Below are 24,788 nucleotides of genomic sequence, written 5' to 3' on the forward strand. Positions count from 1 at the left end.
TAGAGTGAATGATTGGAAACTTTTTTATCGAAACCAATCATGAACGCAGACCCCGTAACATTGATGAAACAGCAAGTCGGTTATGCCGCTGCTGCCAAAGTCCAATCCAATTCGATCGTCGGATTGGGGACTGGTTCTACGACTGCTTATGCGATTCAGGCGATCGGAGAACGGCTTCAATCTGGCGATCTGCAAAATATCAAGGGAATTCCCACCTCTTTTCAAGCGATCGTTTTAGCACGTCAGTACGGAATTCCTTTGGTCACTTTGGATGAAGTCGAGAAAATTGATATCGCGATCGATGGTGCAGACGAGGTAGATCCGCAAAAAAATCTGATCAAAGGTGGCGGTGCCGCTCACACTCAAGAAAAAATTGTCGATAGTTTAGCCGACCAATTCATTGTGGTTGTCGATAGCGGCAAATTGGTGGATCACTTGGGTTCAACGTTCTTGCTTCCGGTTGAAGTGTTGCCGATGGCAGTAACTCCGGTGATGAAAGCGATCGAGAAACTAGGCGGTAAGCCTCAGCTTCGCATGGGCGTGAAGAAAGCAGGCCCCGTTGTCACGGATCAAGGCAATCTCGTGATCGATGTGAAGTTCGATCGCATTGATCAACCCGCCGAGCTAGAAAAGACGTTGAATAACCTTCCCGGTGTGCTAGAAAACGGCTTGTTCGTCGGTGTAGCAGACATCATTATGGTGGGCGAAGTCAAAGATGGGCAGCCGAGTGTGAGAGAGTTTTAAACGGTTAGATTGAGTGGGGGAATAGGGAGAAAACTAGCAATGGCTCTTGCTCCCCACTCCCCACTCCCCACCATGTTCAACTTGACAAACAACTAGCCGATATCAAATCAGGCTGCTCCAAACTCTGCTTGCAAAGCATCATCGTTATCATCAGCGATCGTTGCCACAATTGTGATCAGCCGAGAAATTTCGCCAGGAGATAGCTCTGCAACAGTTCGAGAAGAAACGACTGCGACTTTGGAATCGACGATCGCAAAATGAGCTTCAAACGTACTGAGCCAATTCATCTCAAGTAGCTTTCGCATCAATTGCGGCTCGTTTTGGACGGGAAGATTCAGAATATGTGCCCAAACAGAAAATGCATCATCGTCAGAAGTTCCGGTCAGTTGCACAAATGTTTCTACGCTGCCGTATTTGAATTTCCATACAGAGCTGCCCTCACTGTGGCTCACCATTGCGCTCTTGTTTTGATCCAAGCTACCAATGACAGTTTCAATCACTTCTATAAGCTTGATCCCTGTAATCGCAGCTTCTTCAGGCGTTTCAGTTTCGAGATCAGGTTGGTAAGTTTCCATAAGCAAATAGGTCTAGAGTCCAGTTTAGAGTTACGGTAGCGTTTCCTGATAGGGATTGCCCTAGTCTTGGGGATTTCTTTACTTTTAGCAGGGAAACCAAGGTTTGAACCATTTTGTCTGTCTATTGGTAGAGATAGCAAATGCTTCACCTGAGAGATGAAAGGATTTGGTCGATCGCGGAATAGTTGAGAGGCTAAGCGATAAAGGAGAATTATTATGCCGATCGCCATCCGGGATGACGTGGTTTATATCATGCTGAAAAAAATCGACGAGAGCGATCAAGGGCCAGGGCCTGATCCGGTGAAATTTGATGAAACTGATTTTGCAGGGATCAAGCTGACTCCCGTTGATCTGCTAGGACATTTAGATTTTCTCAATCAACGCCAGTACATCAATGCTGAATTTTCTGGAAATGCTTATGGAAATCAGGATGATGTACCGAATGTTGTCGATCGCGAAGAGTTTGGTTTGAGAATTGCCAATACATATGGCGCAGAAGATGGTCCGTTGCCCCATCTGATTGAGTTCAAAAAAGCTGAACTGACTGAGAAAGGTCGGAAAATGCTCGAAGAAATGGAAGCTAAGCCGCCTGAATCTCTGCAATCTGGGACAACTGTTCCGATCGCGACAAAAGATACGCCATTCCTTGAAAAAGTAGCGCTCAAAGGCGGATTTTCTGACCTCTATGATGCACGCGATGTGACAGAAGTCGTCTTCCGAACCATGCGCGACATGATGACGAATGAGGCAGTTGAGCATGTTTCAGAAGAGTTACATGTTCCTCTCGACGAAGGTAATCCTGACAGAACGCTTTATACGGCGACTCCACTAGCAACGGAAGTTTCCGATTTGTGGGAGGATACCAATCCGATCGTGCATTTCCTCAGTCATATCCGTCCACCGTTGAAGATTAAGTCAGAGACTTTCTTGTTCCGAGTCAGACAAGAAGGAGGATTGCAGCCGAATACGTCACCGGAGCAAGTTGTGTCAGCAGTCTTTTCTGCAACGAAAGATGAGCTATCACAGGATCGGATTCAAGAGGTTGCAAGTTTCTTGCCGGATGAAATTCGCCACTTGTGGGAGACGGCTTAATTAGATAGGGGGTGGGGAGTAGGCCTCTACTGCTTAACTCTCACCTTACGATCGGGATTCTGCTTCCTCACCCACGCCAAAAATTTCGCCATCGCTGGATCATACTTCAAGCGCTCAACCGTATTGAGTTCTTGAGCCAGTTGGCGATTGTCGAATAGAGTATGAATTTGGCGATGGCAGGCAGGGCAAATCTCGATCGTTTCACCCGGATCAAGTTTTTTGCGTTTGGTATGTTGTCTGGGAACTAGATGGTGTTCAGTAAGTGCGGGGACATCGCGATCGCAAAGCTGACAGTGCATGAAGCTAGAAACAGTAACTTTCTTCTAGCCTAGCGCTCACGAACTTGAATGGATGCCACGATCGCGCAATTGCTTGACAAAAAATTCTTCGAGCGATGGACGAGCCAACGACATCGAAATTAGCTGAGCATTCATCAAAGCGAGGCTATCGATAAAATCGGCTGCTGCACCGTTGAGATGTCCTGACCAAAGCCCATCCTGAAACTCCATGTCTGGCAGCCACGGCTGCAACATTTCTGGTCTGCCGCCTTTCACCATCACATAATATTTTTCAGCCGTTCCAAGGAGTTCTTGCATCGAACCTAGGGCAATGAGTTCGCCTTGAGCAAGTAAAGCAACGCGATCGCAGATTTTCTCTACATCGGATAGCACATGACTGTTGAAGAAGATAGTTTTGCCCTGAGCTTTGAGCGACACAATAATCTCTCTCATCTGATAGCGACCGAGCGGATCGAGTCCAGACATCGGTTCATCGAGAAAGACCAAATCTGGATCGTTGATTAATGCTTGTGCCATACCGATGCGTTGTAGCATTCCTTTCGAGTATTGCCGCAACTGTTTCTTCTTCGCCGCAGATTGGGCGAGACCGACGAGATCTAACAGCTCAGGAATGCGTTTCTTTTGGCGCGATCGCTCAATTCCGAACAAGTCTCCGGTGTAGTTGAGAATTTCCCAACCCGTTAAATAATCGTAGAAATAAGGATTTTCAGGCAAATATCCAATCCGCTGTTTGACAGCACGATCGCCCAAAGATGCACCTAAAATCATGGCGCGTCCTGAAGTGGGGCGGACAATGCCAAGTAGGGTCTTGAGTAACGTGGTTTTTCCGGCTCCATTTTGTCCGAGCAGCCCAAACGTCTCTCCCTCGTATACTGTGAGACTTACAGAATTGAGAGATTTCACTTTTTTATTCATCCAGAACCCAGTGCGGTAAGTCTTACTGAGTTCGTAGGTCTGAAGCGCGATTGAGCGTTCGATCGTGGGAAGTTGAAGGCGAGTTGCAACAGCAGAATCCATAAGTGCCTCGATCACTACTGAGTAGCCATTTAATCACTCTTTACAATTCCCGCTTCAGCATTTTTTGCGATCATGCGACTCGATACTTCTATATTTTGTAAACTTTGTTTAGAAGCTTGGGGAAATGATGATGAATCGATCGAAATTTGTCGCCGTGATGACTGGAATTATTTCTTTGATTTTGGGCGTGGGCTACTTGCTGCTGGTGCAGTTGTTGGACTTTCGAGGCGAGATGCTTCCGGCTCCGATCGAGATGATTCCGCTGGGCTGGTTTTAGTCGCAGCAATTCGTCTCGGAACTTCATACGTCCAAAAATCCGAGGCGAGTTCTGTATTCGGAAAAATTGCCCGTGCTTCATTGAGCAGATCTTGGATGCCGATCGCATTTCCCGGCGCATATCGCGGGCTGAAATGCGTCATGATCAAAGTCTGTACCTGAGCGAGTAATGCCGTCTGCGCTGCCATCGTCGAAGTTGAATGCAGCCGTTGAAACGCCATCTCGGCATCTTGATGGGCAAAGGTGGCTTCGTGAATCAGAACATCTGCACCTTGAGCAAGTTCGATCGCGCTTTCACAAAAAACAGTATCCGTACAATAAACAACCTTTCGCCCAATTTCTGGCTCCCCGCAAAGGATTTTGCCATCGATCGTTCGCCCGTCTTCTAGCGTGACCGTTTCTCCACGTTTCAACTTTCCATAAATTGGACCTGAAGGAATCCCTAATTCTTTGGCAAGCTCAGCTTTGAAATGTCCCGGGCGATCCTTCTCGGTAATCCGATAGCCAAAAGCGGGAACCCGATGTTTCAGCAACTGACAGGTCACTGTAAATTCTTCATCCTCAAACACCAGTCCTGGACTAACCGGATGAAACTTTACAGGATAAGAAAAATGTGTCTGCGAGTAGCGTTTACAGGCTTTGAGATAGGGATCGAGATCCGGTGGCCCATAAATATCGATCTGTTGAGGATTTCCAGCAAGTCCACAGCTTGCCAGCAATCCCATTAAACCGAAAATATGATCGCCATGCACGTGAGTGACAAAAATTCGACGAATCTGGCTGACTCGCAAATCACTGCGCAGAAACTGGTGCTGCGTGCCTTCTCCACAATCAAATAGCCAAACTTCAGCCCGCTGCGGCAAGCGTAGCGCGATCGCGCTGACATTCCGCGATCGTGTGGGTACACCAGAACTCGTTCCCAAAAATGTGATCTGCAAAGCCGACTCACCTGAACTCAATACACTATCTTCATACTGCCACAGGAACTTGCCTGTAACCGAGGCGGTCAGAGCCAAAGAACCGATGAAAATTTCATGTGGTTTCCGTGATCCGGATTACAGCCGAGACGAAGTGACATATATTAACAAATGTTAGAAATTCGAGAAATCGTGGCAGATTGATCCAGATAGCCTCGTGTGACCGCTGTTTGTTGTTAGTGAAAACCCGTAGCAATATGGTTAATCAAATGAATTTTCGATCGCCCCTTTCGTCTCTAGCCGCAAAACTAAATCGTCCGAAAATTTGGGGTTTTGCGCTCTTACTTTGGGCAGTGCCCTTCATGCCTGCTGAGGCAAGAGAGACTGTGAATTTAAGAGTCGCGATCGAGAATGGAGTTTCGCAAATTACTGTTGGCAGTTCGACCAATGCTCAAGTGTTAGATGCGGCTGAGACAACGTTGCTAGGCGAAATCCAAGGCATGAACGGTTTTGCTGCACAGGCACAAAATGGTCAAGTGGCATTAGACAAATGGCGATCCGGTGCCCTTACGATTCGACCGAAAGATAACGGTGTAGTCTGGATTGGCAATCGTTGGTATCGCGGCACTGTGCGGCTGATTGCTTCAGGTGGCAGTTTGACCGTTGTAAATAATGTTGAATTAGAGCAGTATTTGCTCAGCGTCTTGGGCGCAGAAATGAATGGCAACTGGCCGAAAGAAGCGCTCAAGGCTCAAGCTGTAACGGCTCGGAGTTATGCCTTAGAAAGACGTGAGTCATCGATTCGGGCGGGAAAACCTTACGATCTCTACGATACTCAGACCTCTCAGGTTTATAAAGGGCTGCAAACTGAGTCACAAGGCACACTGCAAGCAGTTGCCGAAACGGCAGGACAAGTTTTAGTTCACAATGGTCGATTGGTGGAAGCGTATTTCCATTCGTCTGCCGGGGGCTGTACAGAACCCTCTGAAAATGTTTGGTCATCGTCGCGCCCTTATCTGCAAATGGTCAAGAACGACTTTGATAAAGGCACACCAGTCAGTGAGTGGTCAAGAACGCTTTCTGCGGCTGAGCTTGGCAATATTTTTGGGGTGGGAACGGTTCAACAAGTGATTCCAGTGCGGGCGACAGCTTGTGGACGAGTTCGAGAAATGAGAATTGTGGGCGATCGTAAAACGGTCACGGTTTCCGGTGAAAGAATTCAAAGTGCTTTGAATCTGAGAAGTACCTTATTCGCATTTAACCCTCAACAATTGGCAGCGAGCAAAGCTGGTGGCAAACCTTCAATGCAATTTGTGGTGAATGGTCGAGGATTTGGTCATGGTGTCGGTATGAGCCAATGGGGAGCTTACAACATGGCACGTCAGGGTAAGACTTATCTGCAAATCTTGGCGGAATATTACCGAGGTGGCGCTGGAGTGACAACCATTAAAACTGACCAATAATCGTGGGCGATGTGTAACTTTCAACTGCTAGGACATGAAAAAGTCGCACATCGCCTGAATAGTAAAATTTGTTGCCTTTCGAGGAGTTAGAGTTCTTGAAAAACTCTAACTCCTCAATTGTTTAGGGTTGAGATCGACCTTCTAAACGGCGCTGCCATTCTGCATCGATTTGCGCTGATCGATCAATGTCTTGTTCAATCAAATCGCGATCGCTCGAATAGATTACATCGGATTCTTGAATTACATGCTTCGCTGCAAATCCACGCGCATACGCTAGCTTTTGCTGAATCATTGAACTTGCTTGAGCGAGGAAGTTCGCACGAGATTCGCGATCGTGATTTCGGGTCAAAATTTTCTGATTTCGCCCTTTGATCCAGAAATATCGAATCATTGGAATAGTGAGAAATGCGGCACTATAGCCGAGCGAGAGAAAGGCAAGAATTTTAAGCGCACCTCCACTGACGATCGCCGTCAGCACGAGTGCGAGAACCAGCAACGTTACACCCAGCCCGATCGCTAAAGTAATTTGTCCAGAACTCGCCTGACTAAACTGATAAAGCGACTCGCGCAAAAATGCTGGCAACCATTGCCGCTCTTCACGTGCCACCGTTGTTTGAAGCGATGGAAATTGATAGATAAATTGCCCCTCTGGACTGACTTCAGGACGACCATCAAAGCGCGCCAACACGGGCAGCATGTACTGTTCGTATTCTTGCTCGGATTGCGTCCCCAAATCGTCTAAGTACGGGGCAATTTGCTCTGAAATTACTGCGCCTTGATGAGTCTGGATTGTTGCTGCGATCGCTTGCCAACGTCGATTTTCTAAATCCGCATTCGGGTTGCCATCTCCGAATAAAAAGGAATAAATTGATTCGAGGAAATTTAATTCACTCTTTTCGCGGGTTGGACGACGCTGGTTGTAATCTGGTGTGAAAATCCAGAAGAAATCGGGACTAAACCAGATATTCGGCATGTCGAAACCGCCGCCATTGTTATCATCACGCGAAGAATTTGCTGCGATCGTAATGGCAAGAATTGCTAGAAATGAAGCGAGGATTAACAGAACTAAAACAATCCCGAAGGAAATCCGAATCAGGTAAAACAGAATTCGCCAAATCTTTTCCCAGCGTTCTTGCCATCGCAAGCGCGCATCTTTCTCACGCAGAATACTACGAAAATTTTTCGGAAACTGGTAGACTACATCTCCGGATTCTGCAACTTGCAAATGTCCGCCCGCTTGAGATGCGAGGACAAGCAATCCTTGTTCTGCCAGATTGATGTTTAAGCCTGCTTGCGACGCGACATCCCCAACGGTGGCGCGATAGTTGAGAGATTCGATCGCTTTTAAAATCGCGGCATTTGGTGTGGCTGACATTCGCTGATTTCCCTATGTCGGACTTCTCTTCTCTCAGTATAGATCTTTGAAAAATTGACGGTTTTGAGAACATGAAAGATCTTTCATAAACCGTTCATTTGTCATTCATCCCCGAGTCCGATAGTAGAACCTGTGAGGCAACTGAAACCTTCAACTCACGGGAAACAACGATTTATGAAAAAGTATCTCATTCCTTTGATTGCTCTAGGAATTGGTGGCAGCGCGATCGCATTCAATCTGCTGACTCGTTCTTCTGATTCGATCAGTCAACCGCCGAGTATCATCCAACCTGTTCAGGCTCAATCTCCCACGGCTCAAGATAAACCGATACTCGTTCAAATTCATGCGGATTGGTGTCCCGCGTGCAAAACACTCGCCCCCATTGTGACTTCATTACAACAGCGGTATCAAGGTCGGGCAAATTTTGTGATCTTAGATGTGACCGATCGCGGGAAGACTCAAGCCTCAGAGGCCAAAGCACGGGCACTGGGACTGTCAAACTTCTTTGCTGCGAACAAGTCGCAAACAGCAACGATCGCGCTGATTAATCCAAAAAATGGTCAAGTCATCCAGACATTTCGCAAGAACTTCGACACTCAAGCTTATGTGAAGGCGATCGACAATGCCATCACTCAAGTCCGCCAGCGATGAAATTTCAGAGGTCGGAGTCTTACGGAAACTCCGACCAACATCCTTGAAATGTGGAGAAGAATTTGCCATGACCTTATCGAAAAAACCGTCTCGCCTTGATCGTCTCAAACAATGTGTAACGTCAAGCGCTTTCTTTTACACTGCATTGTTTTTGAGTGCTGTTGGACTCGCACTGATTGCGCCTCACTTTGGCAGCCTCTATGAGTTACTAGGACAGTGGGTTTCTCAAATTGAAAATCCCTATTACCAATGGTTTCAGCAGCAAAATCTGAGTAATGCTTTCGTGTTGATTCCACTTGCATTTTTGGGTGGTTTACTTGCGAGTATTTCACCTTGTGTTCTCTCGCTGCTCCCTGTCAATCTCAGCTATATCGGAACACTCAATATTCATTCACGTCGAGATGCCGCAACGAAAGCAGGACTCTTTACGCTTGGAGTGATCACAGTTTTTAGCTTACTGGGATTGTTCTCGTCATTTGCAACGGCTGTGCTGGTTGATTTTCGAGGATATATCAATATTGCAGTAGGGACGTTGATTTTTCTCATGGGGTGCAGCTTTGCAGGTCTATTTCACTTACCTCTCCCTAAGTTGAATCCATCAGTATCGAGTGCAGGTTCCTATGGCGTAGGAGTAACATTTGCCTTAATTAGCTCGCCTTGCTCTAGTCCTGTCTTGTTTGCAGTCTTAGCAGCAGGAGCCGCAACCGGATCGCAATTCATCAGTACGGTTACGATGGTGAGCTATGCGATCGGTTATACAGCCGTAATTTTCTTTGCAAGTCTCTATACAGGTCTGGTCAAACAGAGCCGCACTTTACTTCAGCATTCTGAATGGGTTGTTCGTCTCGGAAGTGCAGCCTTGATTCTTGCAGGCGGGTTTTATCTGGTGAGCGGAATTCATTGGTTTCTGTAAAAATTGAGGTAAAATCCAAATGTCGCATCATCGACAGGTTGCAATGAAACAGTCTCGAAAGCAGCAGAGCTTTGTTGGTGTGCGATCGCGGATTTTGGCTTGGTACTTTCTACTGACGGCTAGCATTACTTTTGTTTCAGTTTACGCGACGTATAAAATCTTTTGTGACTCGACTCAGAAAGAGCTAGGCGGACAGCTTCAGCGAGACATTCAAGCATTTGAGCAGTCTAGCGTTCAACCTTCCAATCCAGAAGCGCTAACGCAAGCGATTCAAACCTTCTCAAGCCGTCAAGTTTCGACTCCAAACCGTTATCTACTGGTCTTCTCCAAAGGTCAAATTCTCCATACTCCACAATCCGCGCAATTTGTCCAAAACAACCAAGCTGTACTCGATCGCTGGAAGCAACTCCCTGAAAATGCTCCTCAGCAGCTTGATGGTTATCTCGTCTCAGTTATGCGTCCGCTGAATGGGCAACCAGGAAGAATTATTGCGGTGCATGATGCAACGATGCAGTATCACATGGCAGAGCTAACGCTGAGACTTGTCGTGCAAGTGACTTTGGTTGGGCTGATTTTGTTTAGCGCGATCGCGTGGCTCACGGCTGGAAAAATCCTGTCTCCTTTGCGCCAAGTGACAGAAACGGCTCGAAACATCAGCGAAACGGATCTCACTCAACGGCTTTCAGTTCAAGGAAAAGACGAGATTGCTGAACTCACGCTGACGTTTAATCAGATGCTCGATCGACTTCAAGCCGCATTCACAAGCCAGCAAGATTTCATCAAAGACGTAAGCCATGAACTGCGAACGCCGATCACCATCATTCAAGGACATCTAGAATTACTCGGAGACGATCCAGAGGAGCGCCGAGAAACGATCGCGCTTGTCCGAGACGAACTCAAACGGATGAATCGATTTGTCAGTGATTTACTCTTGTTGATGCGAATTGAGCGTCCGAACTTCTTACGAGCAAATCACTATGATGTCGCAACCTTAACAGAAGAAATTTTTGCGAAAGCTGAGGCATTGGCAGATCGAAGCTGGAAACTTGAATCGGTTGGAACAGGAGAAGTTTTCTGCGATCGACAACGCATCACTCAAGCTGTTCTCAATCTCGCTCAGAATGCAAGCCAGTACACGCAAAAAGGCGATGTGATTGCAATTGGTTCTGCAATTGTTGAAGAAACCGTCCGATTTTGGGTCAGAGACACGGGTGAAGGAATTGATCTCGATGATCAAGCTCGAATTTTCGATCGGTTTGCACGCGGGTCAAATAGTGAGCGACGATCTGAAGGGTCAGGTTTGGGATTATCGATCGTACAAGCCATTATCAAAGCTCATCAAGGTCATATCGATCTCTGTAGCCGACTTGGAGAAGGTTCGACGTTTACAATCACATTGCCGTTGCGAGGAACGCATTGATGAATCGAATCTTAATTGCAGAAGATGAATCGCGAATTGCAGCCTTTTTAGAGAAGGGATTTCGAGCAAATGGATTTACTTGCACGATCGCAACCAATGGGCATGAAGCGATCGGTATGGCACACAGTCATGATTTTGACTTACTCATTTTAGACTTAGGACTTCCAGGGAAAAACGGCTGGCAAGTCTTGGAAGAAGTACGAGGTAGAGGTGAACGACTGCGAATCATTGTGCTCACAGCACAGGATGAAGTGGAAGATACAGTCGCAGCCTTAGAAGGTGGCGCGAATGACTATGTGACTAAACCGTTTGAATTTACAGAACTTCTTGCTCGCGTGAAAGTGCAATTGAGAGATAGCGTGATTCTCAAAAGTAAAGCAGGCAAAGAAACAACGTTTCAAGCGGGCGAAATTGTGCTGGATTTGCTCACGCGGCAGGTTTGGCGAGGCAGCACCTTGATCGAAATGTCTTCTAAAGAATTTGCCTTAGCCGAGGTATTTCTCCGTCACCCGATGCAGGTGATGAGTCGGGAACAATTACTCGATCGAGTCTGGGGATACACCTATGATCCCGGATCAAACATTATTGATGCTTACATCAAGCAATTGCGAAAAAAATTGGGAAGTGAAACGATCGAAACCGTTCGAGGAGTCGGCTACCGACTTCGGGTATGAGGATACTTCAGCAGTCGAATCTGTTGGAATCTATCAAGATTGGAGCGCTTGAAAGATGAGCATGTTCATATAAAGCACGATCGCTGCTACCAACACATTTCTGCCTGAGTAACAGCGATCGCAGTGATTGCTAATTTTTCTAGCCCAACCACCCTTTTAACCGTTCTGCAATCTGAGGACGGCGCAACTTGCGCATTGCCTTACTTTGAATTTGGCGCACCCGCTCTCGTGACAAGTTGAACATACCGCCAACTTCTTCAAGCGTGCAAGGCTTACTCGTCGTCAATCCGTAGCGCAAAGAAATAATATCTTTTTCGCGCTCGGTTAAGACATTGCCCAATACCTCCCAAATCTCTTGGCGTAACATCGTTTCACTCATCTGAGATTCGGGTGATTGAGTATCGCCATCTTCGAGTAAGTCCATCAATTCTGTATCTTCGCCTTTCCCCACTCGGTGATTCAGCGATAACGACTGACGACGGACTTGATGTAAATGCTGCAATTGCTCAACGGTCAATTCTAGAGATTGAGCCAGTTCTGCTTCGGTCGGATTGCGATTTAACTCTCGTTTCAGGTCGCGATGTGCTTTCTTCAGCTTATTCAGCTTTTCGACAATGTGAATCGGTAAGCGAATCGTACGAGCATCATTTGCGATCGTTCTGGTGATCCCCTGACGAATCCACCAGTATGCATAGGTCGAAAACTTATATCCCTTATCGGGATCAAACTTTTCTGTTGCGCGGTTGAGTCCCAATGCACCTTCTTGAATCAAATCAAGAAACGGCACGCCGCGATTTAGATACCGTTTCGCGATCGACACGACTAACCGAAGATTCGATCGAATCATCTTCCGTTTCGCTACTCGACTCCGGTGTAAGCGATGATCCAATTGCCGTTCAGTGAGTCCAAAGTGTTCAGCTAATTGAGCCTTGGTAGGAGCATGACCTAATTCTTGATACAGCTTGCGTCGAGCGCTATCGACTTCAACTAAGTACTGTACCCGTCTTGCAAGCTCCACTTCCTCATCCGCTTTCAGGAGTGGATACCGTGCCATTTCTTTAAAGAAAGCTCCCACTGCATCATCGGCAACGGTCTTGTTATAGCCAGAGGAGCGAGCTGATGCGATTTGATCGACCTCATCCTCTGATGAATTTCCAACAGACGTAAGCTCAAGAATATCCGGCTCAATCTCGATCGGGGTGCTGTCTTCTAAGTCAGCTTCTAATTGCAATGAGTCTACTGAATCTAACTCAGCAACGTCCATTGCAAAGTCCATATCCTGAGAGAGGGCTACGGTTGGGGAACTGTTGCTTTGTTCGCTCATAGTGTTATATCAATGAAGTTTTACAGGGGGGCTATTTGAGCTAATTTAAGTGTCAAACTAGACAGAACCTTAAGTCAGCGATCGACAGTTTTGAATGCTATGTTTTTGTTTCAATTTATAAATGACAAAATAATCAACTCCTCCTGAACTTATGACGAATTTCGGCGTTTTATAGAAACTTTTTGGAAACTTTTAGAAATGAGTTGAGATTTGGAGATCAAATCACTCACTTCGTCCACATAGGCTGGCATGATCCCCAGCAATATAGTTCAGCGTGGATGAAGATTCCAGAGATTTAGGATTTCAAATGAATCCCTAGCTGCTATAACAGACTCTCATACCTGTTTCGGTTTACATCTCTACCAATGGTCGGAAAAGCCAGAGCGTTTTTTGTGAATCTATCGTAGGTAGAGTCGTGCGATAGGGCGAGTGATCCTGTAAACTCATCACACGTTAAAATTAGAATTAATGGTTAGTGTATTTGAACTAATAAACTTTCAACTCCTCTGATTATTTAATACCGCGAGTTTGCAAAGCTGCGGATTTTCTTAAGTTTTTCTCTTCATTTGCGATATGTCTGAGTTGCAGTCTGTGGCGGAATTAAAGGCAGAGTATGGGGTGTCACCTGCTTGGGTCGATGTGTTAGTCGATTGTCCAGGGTCGCAAGGAGTCTATACTTATCAGTCGCGTCCGGATTTATTGGTGCAGCCGGGTGACATTTTGAGTGTGCCTTTTGGCGCACAACAGGTCGGTGGGATTGCGGTGCGCGTTGGGAATCAACCGCCGGATTTATTGCCCGAGCAAATTCGATCAATTGATTCGATCGTCAGTGCTGGCTTCTTTCCTGCCTCTTACTGGGCATTGCTCGATCAAGTCGCACGCTACTATCAAACTTCATTAATGCAGGTGGTACGCGTGGCGTTGCCGCCGGGATTATTGGCGCGATCGCAAAGACGCATTCGCTTGATCAAGCCCGATGCCAGTGAAGCCAGTCTGAATAGTGCAGCCCAACAGATTCTCAAACTGCTCAAGTCGAGCAAAACAAAAGATTATTCCTGGCAATTTGTGCAACGGCAAGTCAAAGGCGCGAATCGGGGCTTACAAGACCTGCTCAAGCTGAATTGGGTCGAGAGCTATCTGGAGCCACCTGCCACGATTCGTCCCCAATTGCGGCAAGCGGTGATTTTAGTCTCAACTCAGGGTGAGTTGAGCGATGGCTCCGCCACACAAAGCAGTGTCCGACAACGCGAGATTTTAGAAGTGCTGAAGCGCAATGGCGGTGAAATGTGGCTGACAGATCTGTTGCAGCACTGCCGAACGACTTCACCCACTGTAAAGCGCTTACAAGAGCAGGGCTGTGTGCTGCTTCAGGGGCGAGAAGTGCTGCGAAGTGAACATGCACCGGATGTTGAGCAGGATGCGGCAAAAGTGCTGACGCATCATCAAGCAGAAGTGCTGAAAAAGATTCATACAGTCACAGCATTTGAAAAAATTTTGCTGCATGGGGTTACGGGATCAGGCAAGACTGAGGTTTACTTGCAAGCGATCGCACCACGGCTGCAACGCGGTCAATCTGCTTTAGTCTTAGTCCCTGAGATTGGGTTAACGCCGCAATTGACGGATCGCTTTCGGGCAAGATTTGGCGATCGCGTTTGTGTATATCACAGTGCTTTATCAGATGGCGAAAGGTTCGATACCTGGCGGCAAATGCTCACAGGGTCGCCGCAAGTGGTGATTGGAACGCGATCGGCAGTGTTCGCGCCGTTGCCCAATCTCGGATTAATCGTCTTAGACGAAGAACATGATTCGAGTTTTAAGCAAGATCAACCTGCACCTTGTTACCATGCTCGATCGGTTGCACAATGGCGGGCTGAATTAGAAAACTGTCCCTTAATTCTCGGCTCAGCAACACCTTCGCTAGAGACTTGGTTAGACTCACAATCGTCTACTTATCTATCTTTACCGAAGCGAATCTTAGATCGCCCTTTGCCGAAAATCGACATTGTTGATATGCGGAAAGAATTGCACGATCGCAATCCTTCGATTTTTAGTCGATCGCTACAAGCTCAGTTGAAAAAGCTCAAAGAAAACAATCAAAAAGGCTTGTTATTCATTCATCGTCGTGGGCATAGCACGTTTGTGTCTTGTCGGAGTTGTGGCTATGTGATGGAATGTCCCAATTGTGATGTTTCACTGTCCTATCATCACGTTCACGAAACTGCTCAACCGATTTTAAGATGTCATTATTGTAACTATACTCAGCTTCAACCGCAGCGTTGCCCTAGCTGTAGTTCTTCGTATTTCAAAAACTTTGGCAGTGGGACTCAACGAGTCGTTCAAGAAATCGCCAAACTTTTCCCCGAATTGAAAACAATTCGATTTGATAGTGATACAACTCGCGCAAAAGGAGCGCATCGAGCTTTACTAAGTCAATTTGCTCACGGGGACGCTGATTTACTCGTCGGAACACAGATGCTCACGAAGGGGATTGACTTACCCCAAGTAACTTTGGTTGGGATTATCTCAGCCGATGGGTTACTGAACTTAGCAGATTTTCGAGCCAGTGAGAGAGCTTTTCAAACGTTAGTTCAAGTTGCCGGACGCGCCGGACGCGGAACTGAGCCTGGACGAGTGATTCTTCAAACTTATGCGCCTGAACATCCAGTGATTCAAGCCGTTCAACATCAGCAATATGAGCCTTTTGTTGCCACTGAACTAGAGCAGCGGGCAGCGTTGAACTATCCCCCTTACGGGCGGTTAGTGTTACTCCGCCTGAGTGGATTGAATGAGCAGACTGTCCGAAGTACGGCGGAGCTACTCGCTGATCAGCTTTTACACTCTGAAGATGAAGTATTGGGGCCTGCTCCCGCCACGATCGCAAAAATTAACCAACGATATCGCTGGCAGATTCTTCTCAAACTCACCAGCGATCGCATTCCGAATGTGATGGAACTGAGATCGCAGTGTCCTTCGACGGTGAGTTTAACGATCGATGTCGATCCAATGAATCTCATGTAGCTCAAAGCTGCAACTTGCGATCAACCTCTTGTATACATCGCAAATGCCCAATCCAGAGCGACTAGAAACTAATTCCTGAGTTTTGCTTCTGGCAAAATCAGCATCGCATCGCCAAATGAATAAAACCGATACTGATTGTCGATCGCATCTTGATACACCGATAACAAGCGTTCTCGCCCGATCAAGGCACTAACAAGCATCAGCAAACTCGATTTCGGCAAGTGGAAGTTTGTGATCATGCCATCGACTACACGCCACTGATAGCCCGGATAAATAAATAAATTCGTTTTGCCACAATAGGGTTCAAGTTGACCCGACTGCGAAGCGCCTTCCAGCGATCGTACAACCGTCGTCCCCACGGCAATCACTCGTCCGCCTTTCGCTTTTGTCTCCCGAATCTTCTCTACCGTCTCCGGCGAAACTTCGATCCATTCTCCATGCATCTGATGTTCAGTAATATTTTCAACCTCCACAGGTCGGAAGGTTCCTACCCCAACATGCAGCGTCACAAAAGCCCGATCGATACCCTTTTGTTCTAAGCGCTCTAACAGTTCGGGCGTGAAATGCAATCCCGCAGTCGGCGCAGCTACAGCGCCTAAGCGATCGGCATACACCGTCTGATAGCGATCGGCTTCTGCTTCAGTGTCGTGAATATAAGGCGGCAACGGCACTTCACCAAAATGATCAATCACTTCGAGCAGCGATCGTCCATCCGACACTTCAAACTGTAAAATCCTGCCGCGTGTTTCTGGATCGCTGGCTAAAATTTGGGCATTCAGCTTGATGTCCGTCTGCGATCGAGGGGTAAAGGTAATTTGATTGCCAGGCTTCAGCCTTCGTCCCGGCTTCACCAATGACAACCACTGATTCTGCTGCTGTTCCTCCAACAACAAAATCTCTACCTCAGTTCCAGTCGATTTGTGTCCATGCAGACGAGCCGGAATCACTTGGGTATTATTCAGCACCAGCAAATCGCCGGGTTGCAGAATCTCGACTAGATCATGAAACACTTGATGACAATGTTCCGTCAATGTTTTGAGAACGAGCAATCGCGCGCTATCCCTTGGCTCAGCGGGATTCTGGGCGATGCGGTCTTCGGGTAAATGGTAATCATAAGCCGAGAGGAGTTGATCAGCTTCCACGGTCTCAGTCCTAATTGGTCGTCACAGGTGAGTGGTTAGTATTTTCTGATAATTTTGAGCCTTTAAATATAGAATCCTAAAAATGGGTGAGATTCCCTAGCCAATATCGGGGGCTTTGCCCCTATGTGAAAAGGCGATCCTCAATCAGAATAGAAGAGTAGCATTTGCTGGGTTTGTGTTCTATGGAATATGTCTACTCCCTCGCGAATGCCAGTCTAACTCTGAGAATTGTGGAACATCTGCACAACTCAAAGTCTCTGCCGCTCAGTTTCATAACTGTCATTCATCAGATTGATGGTTGGGTCGTGAGGGTGAAACTGGCTAAATCGCTCGATGAACAAACAGAAGGTGACTTTCAAGCATTCCTGAACGAGTTGGGTATCGTCTGTCACCCCAGCATTCGGATTCAGATGGTGCTCTGGGGCTTAGAGACGGGTCAATCCCCGATCGAGGTCATGCAGCGGTATCAAGTCGCGGTTGTGTCTCATGGCAACCCAGATCGCGAAGAAATTGAAGAATTTCGCAAACAGTTTGTACAAGGCTTAGGCTATTGTCCTGAAACACTAGCTTAGAAAAACGCATCACAGATATAGTCTTGTAGCACGAATTGATTTTTGGTGAGGTGGGGGGAAGTTCTTGGATTTCCCCTTTTTCGTACCAAGGCGACATCAAAGCGACAGGCAAGATGCGCGAGATGCGGATGCTTTAAGAGAAAAAGTTGGGCGGCGGTGATGATTTTGCGCTGTTTAGCAGCCGTAATCGCCAATGCACCATGATTGTCCCAATTGCCGCGACTGCGAGTTTTGACTTCGACAAATGCCACGACTTGGTCTTGCGTTTGCGCAACGAGGTCTAATTCGCCCGATCGACAAGTCCAGTTGCGCGCCAGAATAGTTGCTCCTTGTGTTTGTAGCCAGTCTGCGACAAAGTTTTCGCCGGATGTTCCAATTTCTGATGTCGAATTCTGCTGATCCACAGGTACGATTTTAAAGCAGTTCTCTTTCAACATTCCCTGATTTTTCCGATGAGTTCTAAACGCTTAAAAGGTTTGGTTTGTGCCGTCGTCGTTCTAATTGCGACTTGGGTTGTTTTCGCTACACCCGTGCTCGCGTTAGATTACAACCGAGAATCATTGGTCGGGGCGGATTTTTCCGGTCAAGATTTAACGGATTCGGAATTTACCAAGGCGAATATGCGCGAAAGTAATTTGAGCCACACGAATCTCAAAGGCGTGCGATTTTTTGCGACAAATCTGGAACGGGCAAATCTGGAAGGGGCAGATTTGAGAAATAGTACGTTAGATTCAGCCCGCTTGACGCGCGCGAATTTGACGAATGCAAATTTGGCGGGTGCCTTTGCCTCGAATGCGAAGTTTGAAGGGGCAATTATTGATGGCGCAGATTTTACCGATGTAGAGTTGCGCCCCGACGTGCAGAAGCTGCTGTGCAAGGTTGCACAAGGTACGAATCCGGTGACGGGACGCGAAACGCGCGAGACGCTGTATTGCGATTAGTGAATTGAGAAGTTTGATTGATTCGCTGATCAAACTTCTCTGGGTCAAGCGCAAATTAGACTTTCTGTATGAATCTAAATTGCCTGCCGAATGGAATTCGGGGCTACACAGACAAAACCTGCTTTTGCAGGTTAACAGCCAGAGTTGGAGCAGTCCGCGACGGCGGACTTCGTTTGTCTAGCCACGAATTCTATTCGCAAAGGCATTTGCAGGAAAGCGATTGAGTCAACCGACCTGAGCCGAAACGGGTTCATTCGATCATTTCCGAAGGCTGACCTTTTGAGCCGCACGAGAAACGGACGCGACTTTAGAGGGCGATGGCTCTGCCTCTACTGGCGAGAGAACATTGAGATCAGAATATAACCATTCCTGCTGAAGTTTCTGAATCGCTAATTCTTTTTGCTTTGCTTCAATCTCGATCCAAGGGGCTTGTCGGTAGGAGCTTGGCATTACGGTAATGTAATCGCTGTGACGCTGATCGAGAAAGCTTTCTGCTCCATTCGAGATATGGACAAGCTGCCATTCTGGAACCTCCCACGTCGATCGAGCTGCTTCCAGCATTGCGCCTACGCTTTCGTGCTCATAGCTATCGACTTGCGCATAGATCACATGATGATGGGCATCGAACACGTGCGGAATTTTAGCAGCAGAGCAAATCGAAACCATTTGCTCTGCGCTGTAAGTATACTCGTCGTTTTCGAGCGTGAGTCGGAGTCGAATATTGTCGGGTAAGTTTGCGATCGTATCCAGCAATCGCTCTACACGATCGCCTTTTCCACCATGGATGTTGATCAATGCCCAAGGCGATTTCGGCAGTCCTAACAAATCAAAAACATGCGCATGCATCGTCAAAATTTTGATGCTATTTTCGATGACTTCAGGGCGATCGGAGTTGAGCACAACGAACTGATCGGGATGAAACACTAAGCGGATGCCCAATTGTCGTGACTGATCTCCCACTAAGCTCAGCCCTTCTGCAAACTCATCTAAGATGGCAGATCCGATAGGCTCATCGGCAAAGGGAAATAAGCCAGAGCTTAAACGATAGAGCCGAATATGATGCTCAGCACAGAACTTGATCGCGATCGCTAATCGGTGCAAGTTTTCGGTATAGAGTTCACGTAGAACTTGCTCTTGCTCTGCGAGTTCAAATTGTAAGAATCGCTTACGTGTCATCGTTTTGAATCGCACCGTTTTCGATGCAGAGACACACACTAAACCAAGTTCGGGAGTCATGATGATTGAGGATTGAGATAAACGTAGAAGTTGAGATCTTTAGAATCCAGAGTTCTTTAGGTAACTTTAACGTCTTCTCCTTAATTAAAGATCTCCGATCAACTCGATTTGAGGTCATTCTTTCTTTTTTAATTGCTCGGGTTTATGAATCGCTTCCTTATGGCTCTTAGAAGTTTCAACTAAGTATTCAGGATTTTCTTCTGAAGCCTCAAAGTGGTGATTTTTAAAGTCAGTAGGTTCTGTAATCTTTTCCTTAACTTCGCCCTCGGTTTTACCGCCCGAAGTATTCCACTCAACGTGATCGCCTTTCTTCAATTCCTGACTCATAGCTTTTCTCTCGATGTGCGGTCTAAATTTTATGGATTTATCGCTTGGCTAACCTCTACCCAGAGTTGCGCCTCATTCCTCTCTTGCGACAGTTGGGATCGCTCTGCGAACTCAATTACGCTACTCAAAAAGGAATTCTCGCCATGACCTATCGCTATGATTTATTTGTAATTGGTGCAGGCCCTGGTGGACTATCCGCAGCCAAAAAAGCGGCGAGCTATGGCGCGAAAGTTGCGATCGCGGAATCTGCCCACGTTGGTGGAACCTGTGTAAATCTCGGCTGTATTCCTAAAAAACTCATGGTCTATGCTGCCGATTTTGCAGAGTTCGCACACCTTGCCCAAGAGTATGGCTGGTCACAAGAAACTCCCAAATTTAGCTGGCAACAGTTCAAGCAAATCCGAGATCGTGAACTCGATCGCTTACGCCATGTTTATCAATCTAAGCTCAAAGACAAAGGAGTCGAACTCTTGCAAGGAGCGGCCGCGTTTGTTGATGAACACACGATCAGCGTGGATGATCAAAAATTTACAGCCGATAAAATTCTGATTGCAGTCGGTGGAAAAGCAACAAAGCCTAACATTCCAGGCATCGAACATGCAGTGACTTCAGATGAGATGTTTCATCTTGAGAAACTCCCCAAACGGTTAGCCATTCTAGGTGGCGGCTACATTGGCGTAGAATTCTCTAGTCTGATGCGCGGATTGGGAGTTGAAGTCTTTTTGATGAATCGAGAGTGTTGCATTTTAGAAGGGTTTGACGACACTGTTCGTAATACTGTGAGAAATGAATTAGTCGATCGCGGAATCCATAGCTATTGCAATACAACTGCGGAAAAAATTGAACGAGTTGGAGATAACATTCAAATTCAACTCACCGGAGATCGCTCAGACCTGCTTACGGTAGATACGTTGCTCTGTGCGACCGGACGTATCCCCAATTTAGAACATCTCAATTTGGACACCATAGGAATTGAGCAAGACAATAAAGCGATCGCCGTTGATGAATTGAGCCGCACAAATCTGCCGCATATTTACGCGGTTGGAGACTGCACGAATCGCAAGCAACTCACTCCGGTCGCCCGCGCTGAAGGACGAGCCTTTGCCGAAACTGTGTTTGGCGAGTCACAGATGGCAATCGATTACCATTTGATTCCTTCTGGCGTGTGTTCTCGTCCTGAAGCTGCAACGGTTGGCATGACCGAATCTGAAGCGCAAGAAAAATTTGGCGATCGCATCAAATGTTATCAAACTGAATTCACGCCCTTACTGCGAACCTTAAGTCAAGAAAAGCGTCAGAGCTTAATCAAATTTGTAACTCATGACGATCGCATTCTTGGAATTCACATCGTGGGCGACGATGCGATCGAGATCATTCAAGGATTTGCACTCGCGATGCAGAAAGGACTGACGAAAGCTGAACTCGATCACGCGATCGCGATCCATCCATCGTCTGCTGAAGAATTATTCTCCTGAATTTTCCAATTCAAAATTCAACCTTCAATGCCGTAAGGACGGTTTTCCGATCTGTCTTCTTTTAGCACTCTGTCCCAGTGAGTGCTAAATTTCTAGGTGGAGAACTGAGACATACCTATGGCAAAGATTGTTGTCTTTGATGACGAATCCAGACAGGCGTTAGAACGGGGCGTGAATGCGTTAGCAGATGCAGTGCGCGTCACCCTCGGTCCTCGCGGACGGAACGTGTTACTTGAGAAAAAATTCGGTGCGCCTCAAATCGTCAATGACGGTGTGACGATCGCAAAAGAAATCGAACTTGAAGATCCGCTAGAAAACACAGGCGCATCCTTGATTCGTGAAGTCGCTTCTAAAACGAAGGACTTGGCAGGGGATGGAACAACGACCGCAACGGTTCTCGCTCAAGCGATGATTCGCGAAGGCATGAAAAACGTTGCAGCAGGCACCAATCCGATCAGCTTGCGCCGTGGCATGGAAAAAGCGATCGCGAAACTGGTCACTGAAATCCAAGCGGTCGCAAAACCCGTTGAAGGCAACGAAATTGCACAAGTCGCAACTGTTTCCGCCGGAAATGATGATGAAGTCGGACAAATGATCGCAGCAGCGATGGATAAAGTCGGACGCGACGGTGTGATTACGGTTGAAGAATCGAAATCCTTAGCGACTGAAATGGATATCGTCGAAGGGATGCAAATCGATCGCGGTTATCTCTCTCCTTACTTTGTCACCGACACTGAGCGCTTGATTGCTGAGTATGAGAATGCTGCAATTTTGCTCTGTGATAAGAAAATTGGTTCGATTCAAGAATTAGTTCCAGTTCTCGAAAAAGTTGCCCGTGCTGGTCAACCTCTGTTGATCATCGCAGAAGACGTTGAAGGTGAAGCATTAGCAACGTTGGTGGTCAACCGTCTGCGCGGTGTATTGAATACAGTTGCAATCAAAGCACCTGGATTCGGCGATCGTCGGAAGCAAATGCTGCAAGACATCGCAGTTCTGACCGATGGGCAAGTGATCTCCGAAGAAATCGGTCTGAGCTTAGATGCAGTTTCGGCTGACATGCTCGGAACCGCTAGAAAAATCACGGTCACGAAAGATTCCACCACGATCGTTTCAGATGTCGCCAACAGCGAGAATATTGAGAAGCGCGTCGCTCAATTGCGTCAAGAAGTTGAGCGCAGTGATTCTGACTACGACAGAGAAAAGATCTCTGAGCGGATTGCGAAATTATCCGGTGGTGTTGCAGTGATCAAAGTCGGTGCTGCTACTGAAACTGAGTTAAAAAATCGCAAACTCCGAATTGAAGATGCTTTGAATGCGACAAAAGCCGCAGTCGAAGAAGGAATCGTTCCGGGAGGCGGTGTTTCTCTCGTTCACCTCGCTGGAAAGCTAGTTGAATTGAAATCGACGCTGAATGCTGAAGAGCAAATCGGTGTGGATATTGTGATTCGCTCGCTCGATGCTCCGCTCCGTCAGATTGCTGATAACGCGGGTGCTGAAGGCTCTGTGATTGTTGAGAAAGTCCGCGAAATGAGCTTTAGCCACGGCTACAATGCGCTGACCGACAAGTATGAAGACTTGCTGGCAGCGGGCATTGTTGACCCTGCGAAAGTTGTGCGAACCGCACTTCAAGATGCAGCTTCGATCGCAGGCATGGTGTTGACTACTGAAGCATTGGTCGTTGAAAAACCCGAACCCAAATCTGCTGCTGCGCCTGATATGGGCGGCATGGGCGGCATGGGTGGTATGGGTGGTATGGGCGGCATGGGTGGTATGGGGATGATGTAATTCCCATCGCGCTAAGTGTCGAAAAAGGGGGAGTGGGGCTGCAATGATTGTCCCTACTCCCCCTTTTGCTATCTGTGCAATCTCCTCTTAACTATCTGAGAGTAACAAGGGGAAAAAATGCCCGACTGGACCTTGACCTTTCCCAATTGCTAATGAATATTTCAATGCAGTCGTCACATAGCTCTTAGCAAGGTGAACTGCCGATCGTAGATCTTTCCCCAATGCCAAATTTGCCGCGATCGCTGCCGACAATGTACATCCTGTCCCATGCGTGTGCGGTGTATTCACGACTTGAGTGGTTAAGGTTTCGCACGCATTGCCATCAAACCAAACATCAACTCCTCGCAGTTCTCCACTCATTCCGCCACCTTTGACGAGAACGGACTTTGCTCCCAATTCAAAAATTTTCTCAGAGGCAGCCTGCATGTCCTCTAAGGTGAGAATTTCAAGCCCACTGAGTAATTGAGCCTCGTAGCGATTTGGGGTCAGAATTGCCGCTTGTGGAATCAGGTGCGATCGTAAAACCGCGATCGCAGAATCATCAATCAATTGCGCTCCAGTTCGAGACACCATCACTGGATCAACAACTAAATTAACAATTTTACAAGCGGCAACCTGTTCAGAAACCGTAGCGATGATTTCTTGATTCAGTAACATTCCGGTTTTAGCAGCTTGCACTCCGATATCTTGCACGACAGCCTGAATCTGAGCGGCTACGGCTGCTGAAGGTAAAGCATCAACTCGTGACACACCTAAGGTATTCTGTGCCGTAACGCAAGTAATCGCACTCGCTCCATGCACGCGATGAAAAGCAAACGTGCGGAGATCAGCTTGAATTCCAGCCCCCCCTCCACTATCTGAACCCGCAATAGTTAAGGCGATCGGAATCGAAGTAAGAGTCATGGGACAACTGAAACGAGAGTTTTCTCTATTTTAGTGCGACATGCATTGTTGACGGTGTAATCGGGTCTTCGTCCGATAAACTTCCTCTGCCGCATAGCAGATCGACAGATACTTTGTACCCAGTACCAGCGACACAGCATTTACCATGCGATCGAGTTCTTCCATCAATTGATCGACGCACCAAGGCTCTGAACAATGAATGAGCAACGCATCGAATTTTAGCTCTAATCTACAGCCTACAAGTGTCTGGGCATAAAGTTCATGAAAGCGCTCAAGGCGGAAATCGTCCAATCGTGACAAGTCTTCAGCGGTGAATTTAATACTCATGATGTAATCGTCTTATATGTGTTGCACAGATTGAATCGGATTCGTCCAAGGATCTATACGGTAAGATCTTGGAACTTTATTTTCTTCTGATGACACAATTACGTAAATGTACGGGTTTCCCGATTAATATATTTCGGTGCTTCCAATTCACTTACATTAACCCTGATCTTCTTCCAGAGATTTTCGATGGGGCATCACGTTGCGTAAAAGATCATGTGTCAAAGCTATCCTCCTTTCAGTATTGCATCTGTCATTCTTACGCGAGATGAAATTCTGTAAAGGAGTTGAATATACTGAGTCTGCAAAATGGTAAAGCATCGGC

General features: G+C 47.0%; 24 protein-coding genes. 12 read left to right on the forward strand and 12 right to left on the reverse strand.

Annotation, left to right across the window (positions count from 1 at the left end; genetic code table 11):
* Positions 1 to 39: 39 nt before the first annotated feature.
* Positions 40 to 744, forward strand: a complete 705-nt coding sequence (gene rpiA, locus J0L70_RS24915) for a ribose-5-phosphate isomerase RpiA (protein ID WP_017288563.1) — start codon at positions 40 to 42, stop codon at positions 742 to 744.
* Positions 745 to 851: 107 nt separating this feature from the next.
* Here the strand turns inward: rpiA and J0L70_RS24920 are convergent, their stop codons facing one another.
* Entirely contained in the window at positions 852 to 1,319 is a 468-nt protein-coding gene (locus J0L70_RS24920; RefSeq protein WP_017288562.1) for a YbjN domain-containing protein, read from the reverse strand.
* Between the two features lie 216 nt (positions 1,320 to 1,535).
* On the opposite strand from J0L70_RS24920, the gene J0L70_RS24925 reads away from it, so the two are divergent.
* Positions 1,536 to 2,411 carry a DUF2267 domain-containing protein gene (locus J0L70_RS24925; RefSeq protein WP_287456316.1) on the forward strand — a complete coding sequence of 292 codons (876 nt, stop codon included), beginning with the start codon at positions 1,536 to 1,538 and terminating at the stop codon, positions 2,409 to 2,411.
* 26 nt (positions 2,412 to 2,437) lie between these two features.
* Here J0L70_RS24925 and J0L70_RS24930 read toward each other — a convergent pair whose 3' ends face one another.
* The 3 genes from J0L70_RS24930 to J0L70_RS24940 form a co-directional block, all read right to left on the reverse strand.
* Positions 2,438 to 2,710 (reverse strand): HNH endonuclease, encoded by a 273-nt coding sequence (locus J0L70_RS24930; protein WP_017288560.1) that lies wholly within the window; start codon positions 2,708 to 2,710, stop codon positions 2,438 to 2,440.
* Positions 2,711 to 2,746: 36 nt separating this feature from the next.
* Positions 2,747 to 3,727, reverse strand: coding sequence for an ABC transporter ATP-binding protein (locus tag J0L70_RS24935; RefSeq protein ID WP_190648091.1), 981 nt, complete (start codon positions 3,725 to 3,727; stop codon positions 2,747 to 2,749).
* Positions 3,728 to 3,894: 167 nt separating this feature from the next.
* The gene (locus tag J0L70_RS24940; RefSeq protein ID WP_353736661.1) at positions 3,895 to 5,019 is read right to left on the reverse strand and encodes a ribonuclease Z; all 1,125 of its coding nucleotides are present in this window, start codon (positions 5,017 to 5,019) and stop codon (positions 3,895 to 3,897) included.
* Between the two features lie 158 nt (positions 5,020 to 5,177).
* On the opposite strand from J0L70_RS24940, the gene J0L70_RS24945 reads away from it, so the two are divergent.
* Positions 5,178 to 6,383, forward strand: coding sequence for a SpoIID/LytB domain-containing protein (locus J0L70_RS24945; protein ID WP_017288557.1), 1,206 nt, complete (start codon positions 5,178 to 5,180; stop codon positions 6,381 to 6,383).
* 121 nt (positions 6,384 to 6,504) lie between these two features.
* On the opposite strand, the gene J0L70_RS24950 is transcribed toward J0L70_RS24945, so the two are convergent.
* Positions 6,505 to 7,758, reverse strand: a complete 1,254-nt coding sequence (locus tag J0L70_RS24950; protein ID WP_287456317.1) for a hypothetical protein — start codon at positions 7,756 to 7,758, stop codon at positions 6,505 to 6,507.
* 174 nt (positions 7,759 to 7,932) lie between these two features.
* Between J0L70_RS24950 and J0L70_RS24955 the strand changes: the two genes are divergently transcribed.
* The 4 genes from J0L70_RS24955 to J0L70_RS24970 are packed head-to-tail and all read left to right on the forward strand — an operon-like array spanning position 7,933 to position 11,416.
* Complete coding sequence (locus J0L70_RS24955; protein WP_287456318.1) at positions 7,933 to 8,409, forward strand: thioredoxin domain-containing protein; 477 nt, start codon at positions 7,933 to 7,935, stop codon at positions 8,407 to 8,409.
* Entirely contained in the window at positions 8,381 to 9,322 is a 942-nt protein-coding gene (locus J0L70_RS24960) for a cytochrome c biogenesis protein CcdA (RefSeq protein ID WP_287456319.1), read from the forward strand. Before J0L70_RS24955 ends, J0L70_RS24960 begins: the two co-directional genes overlap by 29 nt.
* Before the next feature lie 43 nt (positions 9,323 to 9,365).
* A complete protein-coding gene (locus tag J0L70_RS24965) occupies positions 9,366 to 10,742 on the forward strand; it encodes a sensor histidine kinase (RefSeq protein ID WP_287456320.1) in 1,377 nt (458 codons plus the stop codon).
* Positions 10,742 to 11,416 carry a response regulator transcription factor gene (locus tag J0L70_RS24970; RefSeq protein WP_017288552.1) on the forward strand — a complete coding sequence of 225 codons (675 nt, stop codon included), beginning with the start codon at positions 10,742 to 10,744 and terminating at the stop codon, positions 11,414 to 11,416. The genes J0L70_RS24965 and J0L70_RS24970 overlap by 1 nt, the downstream gene beginning before the upstream one ends.
* 139 nt (positions 11,417 to 11,555) lie before the next feature.
* Here the strand turns inward: J0L70_RS24970 and J0L70_RS24975 are convergent, their stop codons facing one another.
* The gene (locus J0L70_RS24975; RefSeq protein WP_017288551.1) at positions 11,556 to 12,740 is read right to left on the reverse strand and encodes an RpoD/SigA family RNA polymerase sigma factor; all 1,185 of its coding nucleotides are present in this window, start codon (positions 12,738 to 12,740) and stop codon (positions 11,556 to 11,558) included.
* Between the two features lie 573 nt (positions 12,741 to 13,313).
* On the opposite strand from J0L70_RS24975, the gene priA reads away from it, so the two are divergent.
* Positions 13,314 to 15,758, forward strand: coding sequence for a primosomal protein N' (gene priA, locus J0L70_RS24980; RefSeq protein ID WP_287456321.1), 2,445 nt, complete (start codon positions 13,314 to 13,316; stop codon positions 15,756 to 15,758).
* Positions 15,759 to 15,826: 68 nt separating this feature from the next.
* On the opposite strand, the gene queA is transcribed toward priA, so the two are convergent.
* Positions 15,827 to 16,900 (reverse strand): tRNA preQ1(34) S-adenosylmethionine ribosyltransferase-isomerase QueA, encoded by a 1,074-nt coding sequence (queA, locus tag J0L70_RS24985; RefSeq protein ID WP_017288549.1) that lies wholly within the window; start codon positions 16,898 to 16,900, stop codon positions 15,827 to 15,829.
* Positions 16,901 to 17,082: 182 nt separating this feature from the next.
* Between queA and J0L70_RS24990 the strand changes: the two genes are divergently transcribed.
* Complete coding sequence (locus tag J0L70_RS24990; RefSeq protein ID WP_190648104.1) at positions 17,083 to 17,472, forward strand: hypothetical protein; 390 nt, start codon at positions 17,083 to 17,085, stop codon at positions 17,470 to 17,472.
* Here J0L70_RS24990 and J0L70_RS24995 read toward each other — a convergent pair.
* Positions 17,469 to 17,909: a YraN family protein gene (locus tag J0L70_RS24995; RefSeq protein WP_017288547.1), complete on the reverse strand. Its 441-nt coding sequence runs from the start codon at positions 17,907 to 17,909 to the stop codon at positions 17,469 to 17,471. The genes J0L70_RS24990 and J0L70_RS24995 overlap by 4 nt on opposite strands.
* Before the next feature lie 15 nt (positions 17,910 to 17,924).
* On the opposite strand from J0L70_RS24995, the gene J0L70_RS25000 reads away from it, so the two are divergent.
* Positions 17,925 to 18,413, forward strand: coding sequence for a pentapeptide repeat-containing protein (locus tag J0L70_RS25000; RefSeq protein ID WP_017288546.1), 489 nt, complete (start codon positions 17,925 to 17,927; stop codon positions 18,411 to 18,413).
* Between the two features lie 258 nt (positions 18,414 to 18,671).
* Here the strand turns inward: J0L70_RS25000 and uvsE are convergent, their stop codons facing one another.
* A complete protein-coding gene (uvsE, locus tag J0L70_RS25005) occupies positions 18,672 to 19,649 on the reverse strand; it encodes a UV DNA damage repair endonuclease UvsE (RefSeq protein ID WP_287456322.1) in 978 nt (325 codons plus the stop codon).
* A gap of 114 nt (positions 19,650 to 19,763) precedes the next feature.
* Entirely contained in the window at positions 19,764 to 19,976 is a 213-nt protein-coding gene (locus J0L70_RS25010; protein ID WP_017288544.1) for a hypervirulence associated TUDOR domain-containing protein, read from the reverse strand.
* 44 nt (positions 19,977 to 20,020) lie between these two features.
* On the opposite strand from J0L70_RS25010, the gene gorA reads away from it, so the two are divergent.
* Both gorA and groL read left to right on the forward strand, forming a co-directional pair.
* Entirely contained in the window at positions 20,021 to 21,451 is a 1,431-nt protein-coding gene (gene gorA, locus J0L70_RS25015; protein ID WP_287456323.1) for a glutathione-disulfide reductase, read from the forward strand.
* Between the two features lie 117 nt (positions 21,452 to 21,568).
* Complete coding sequence (gene groL, locus J0L70_RS25020; RefSeq protein ID WP_017288542.1) at positions 21,569 to 23,236, forward strand: chaperonin GroEL; 1,668 nt, start codon at positions 21,569 to 21,571, stop codon at positions 23,234 to 23,236.
* An 87-nt stretch (positions 23,237 to 23,323) separates the two neighbouring features.
* Here groL and thiD read toward each other — a convergent pair whose 3' ends face one another.
* Together thiD and J0L70_RS25030 are read right to left on the reverse strand one after the other, a co-directional pair.
* Positions 23,324 to 24,139: a bifunctional hydroxymethylpyrimidine kinase/phosphomethylpyrimidine kinase gene (gene thiD, locus J0L70_RS25025; RefSeq protein WP_017288541.1), complete on the reverse strand. Its 816-nt coding sequence runs from the start codon at positions 24,137 to 24,139 to the stop codon at positions 23,324 to 23,326.
* Between the two features lie 30 nt (positions 24,140 to 24,169).
* Positions 24,170 to 24,466, reverse strand: coding sequence for a hypothetical protein (locus tag J0L70_RS25030; RefSeq protein ID WP_017288540.1), 297 nt, complete (start codon positions 24,464 to 24,466; stop codon positions 24,170 to 24,172).
* Positions 24,467 to 24,788: the final 322 nt, after the last annotated feature.

The sequence above is a fragment of the Leptolyngbya sp. UWPOB_LEPTO1 genome (assembly GCF_017302695.1).
GTDB classification, from domain to species: Bacteria; Cyanobacteriota; Cyanobacteriia; order Leptolyngbyales; family Leptolyngbyaceae; genus Leptolyngbya; species Leptolyngbya boryana.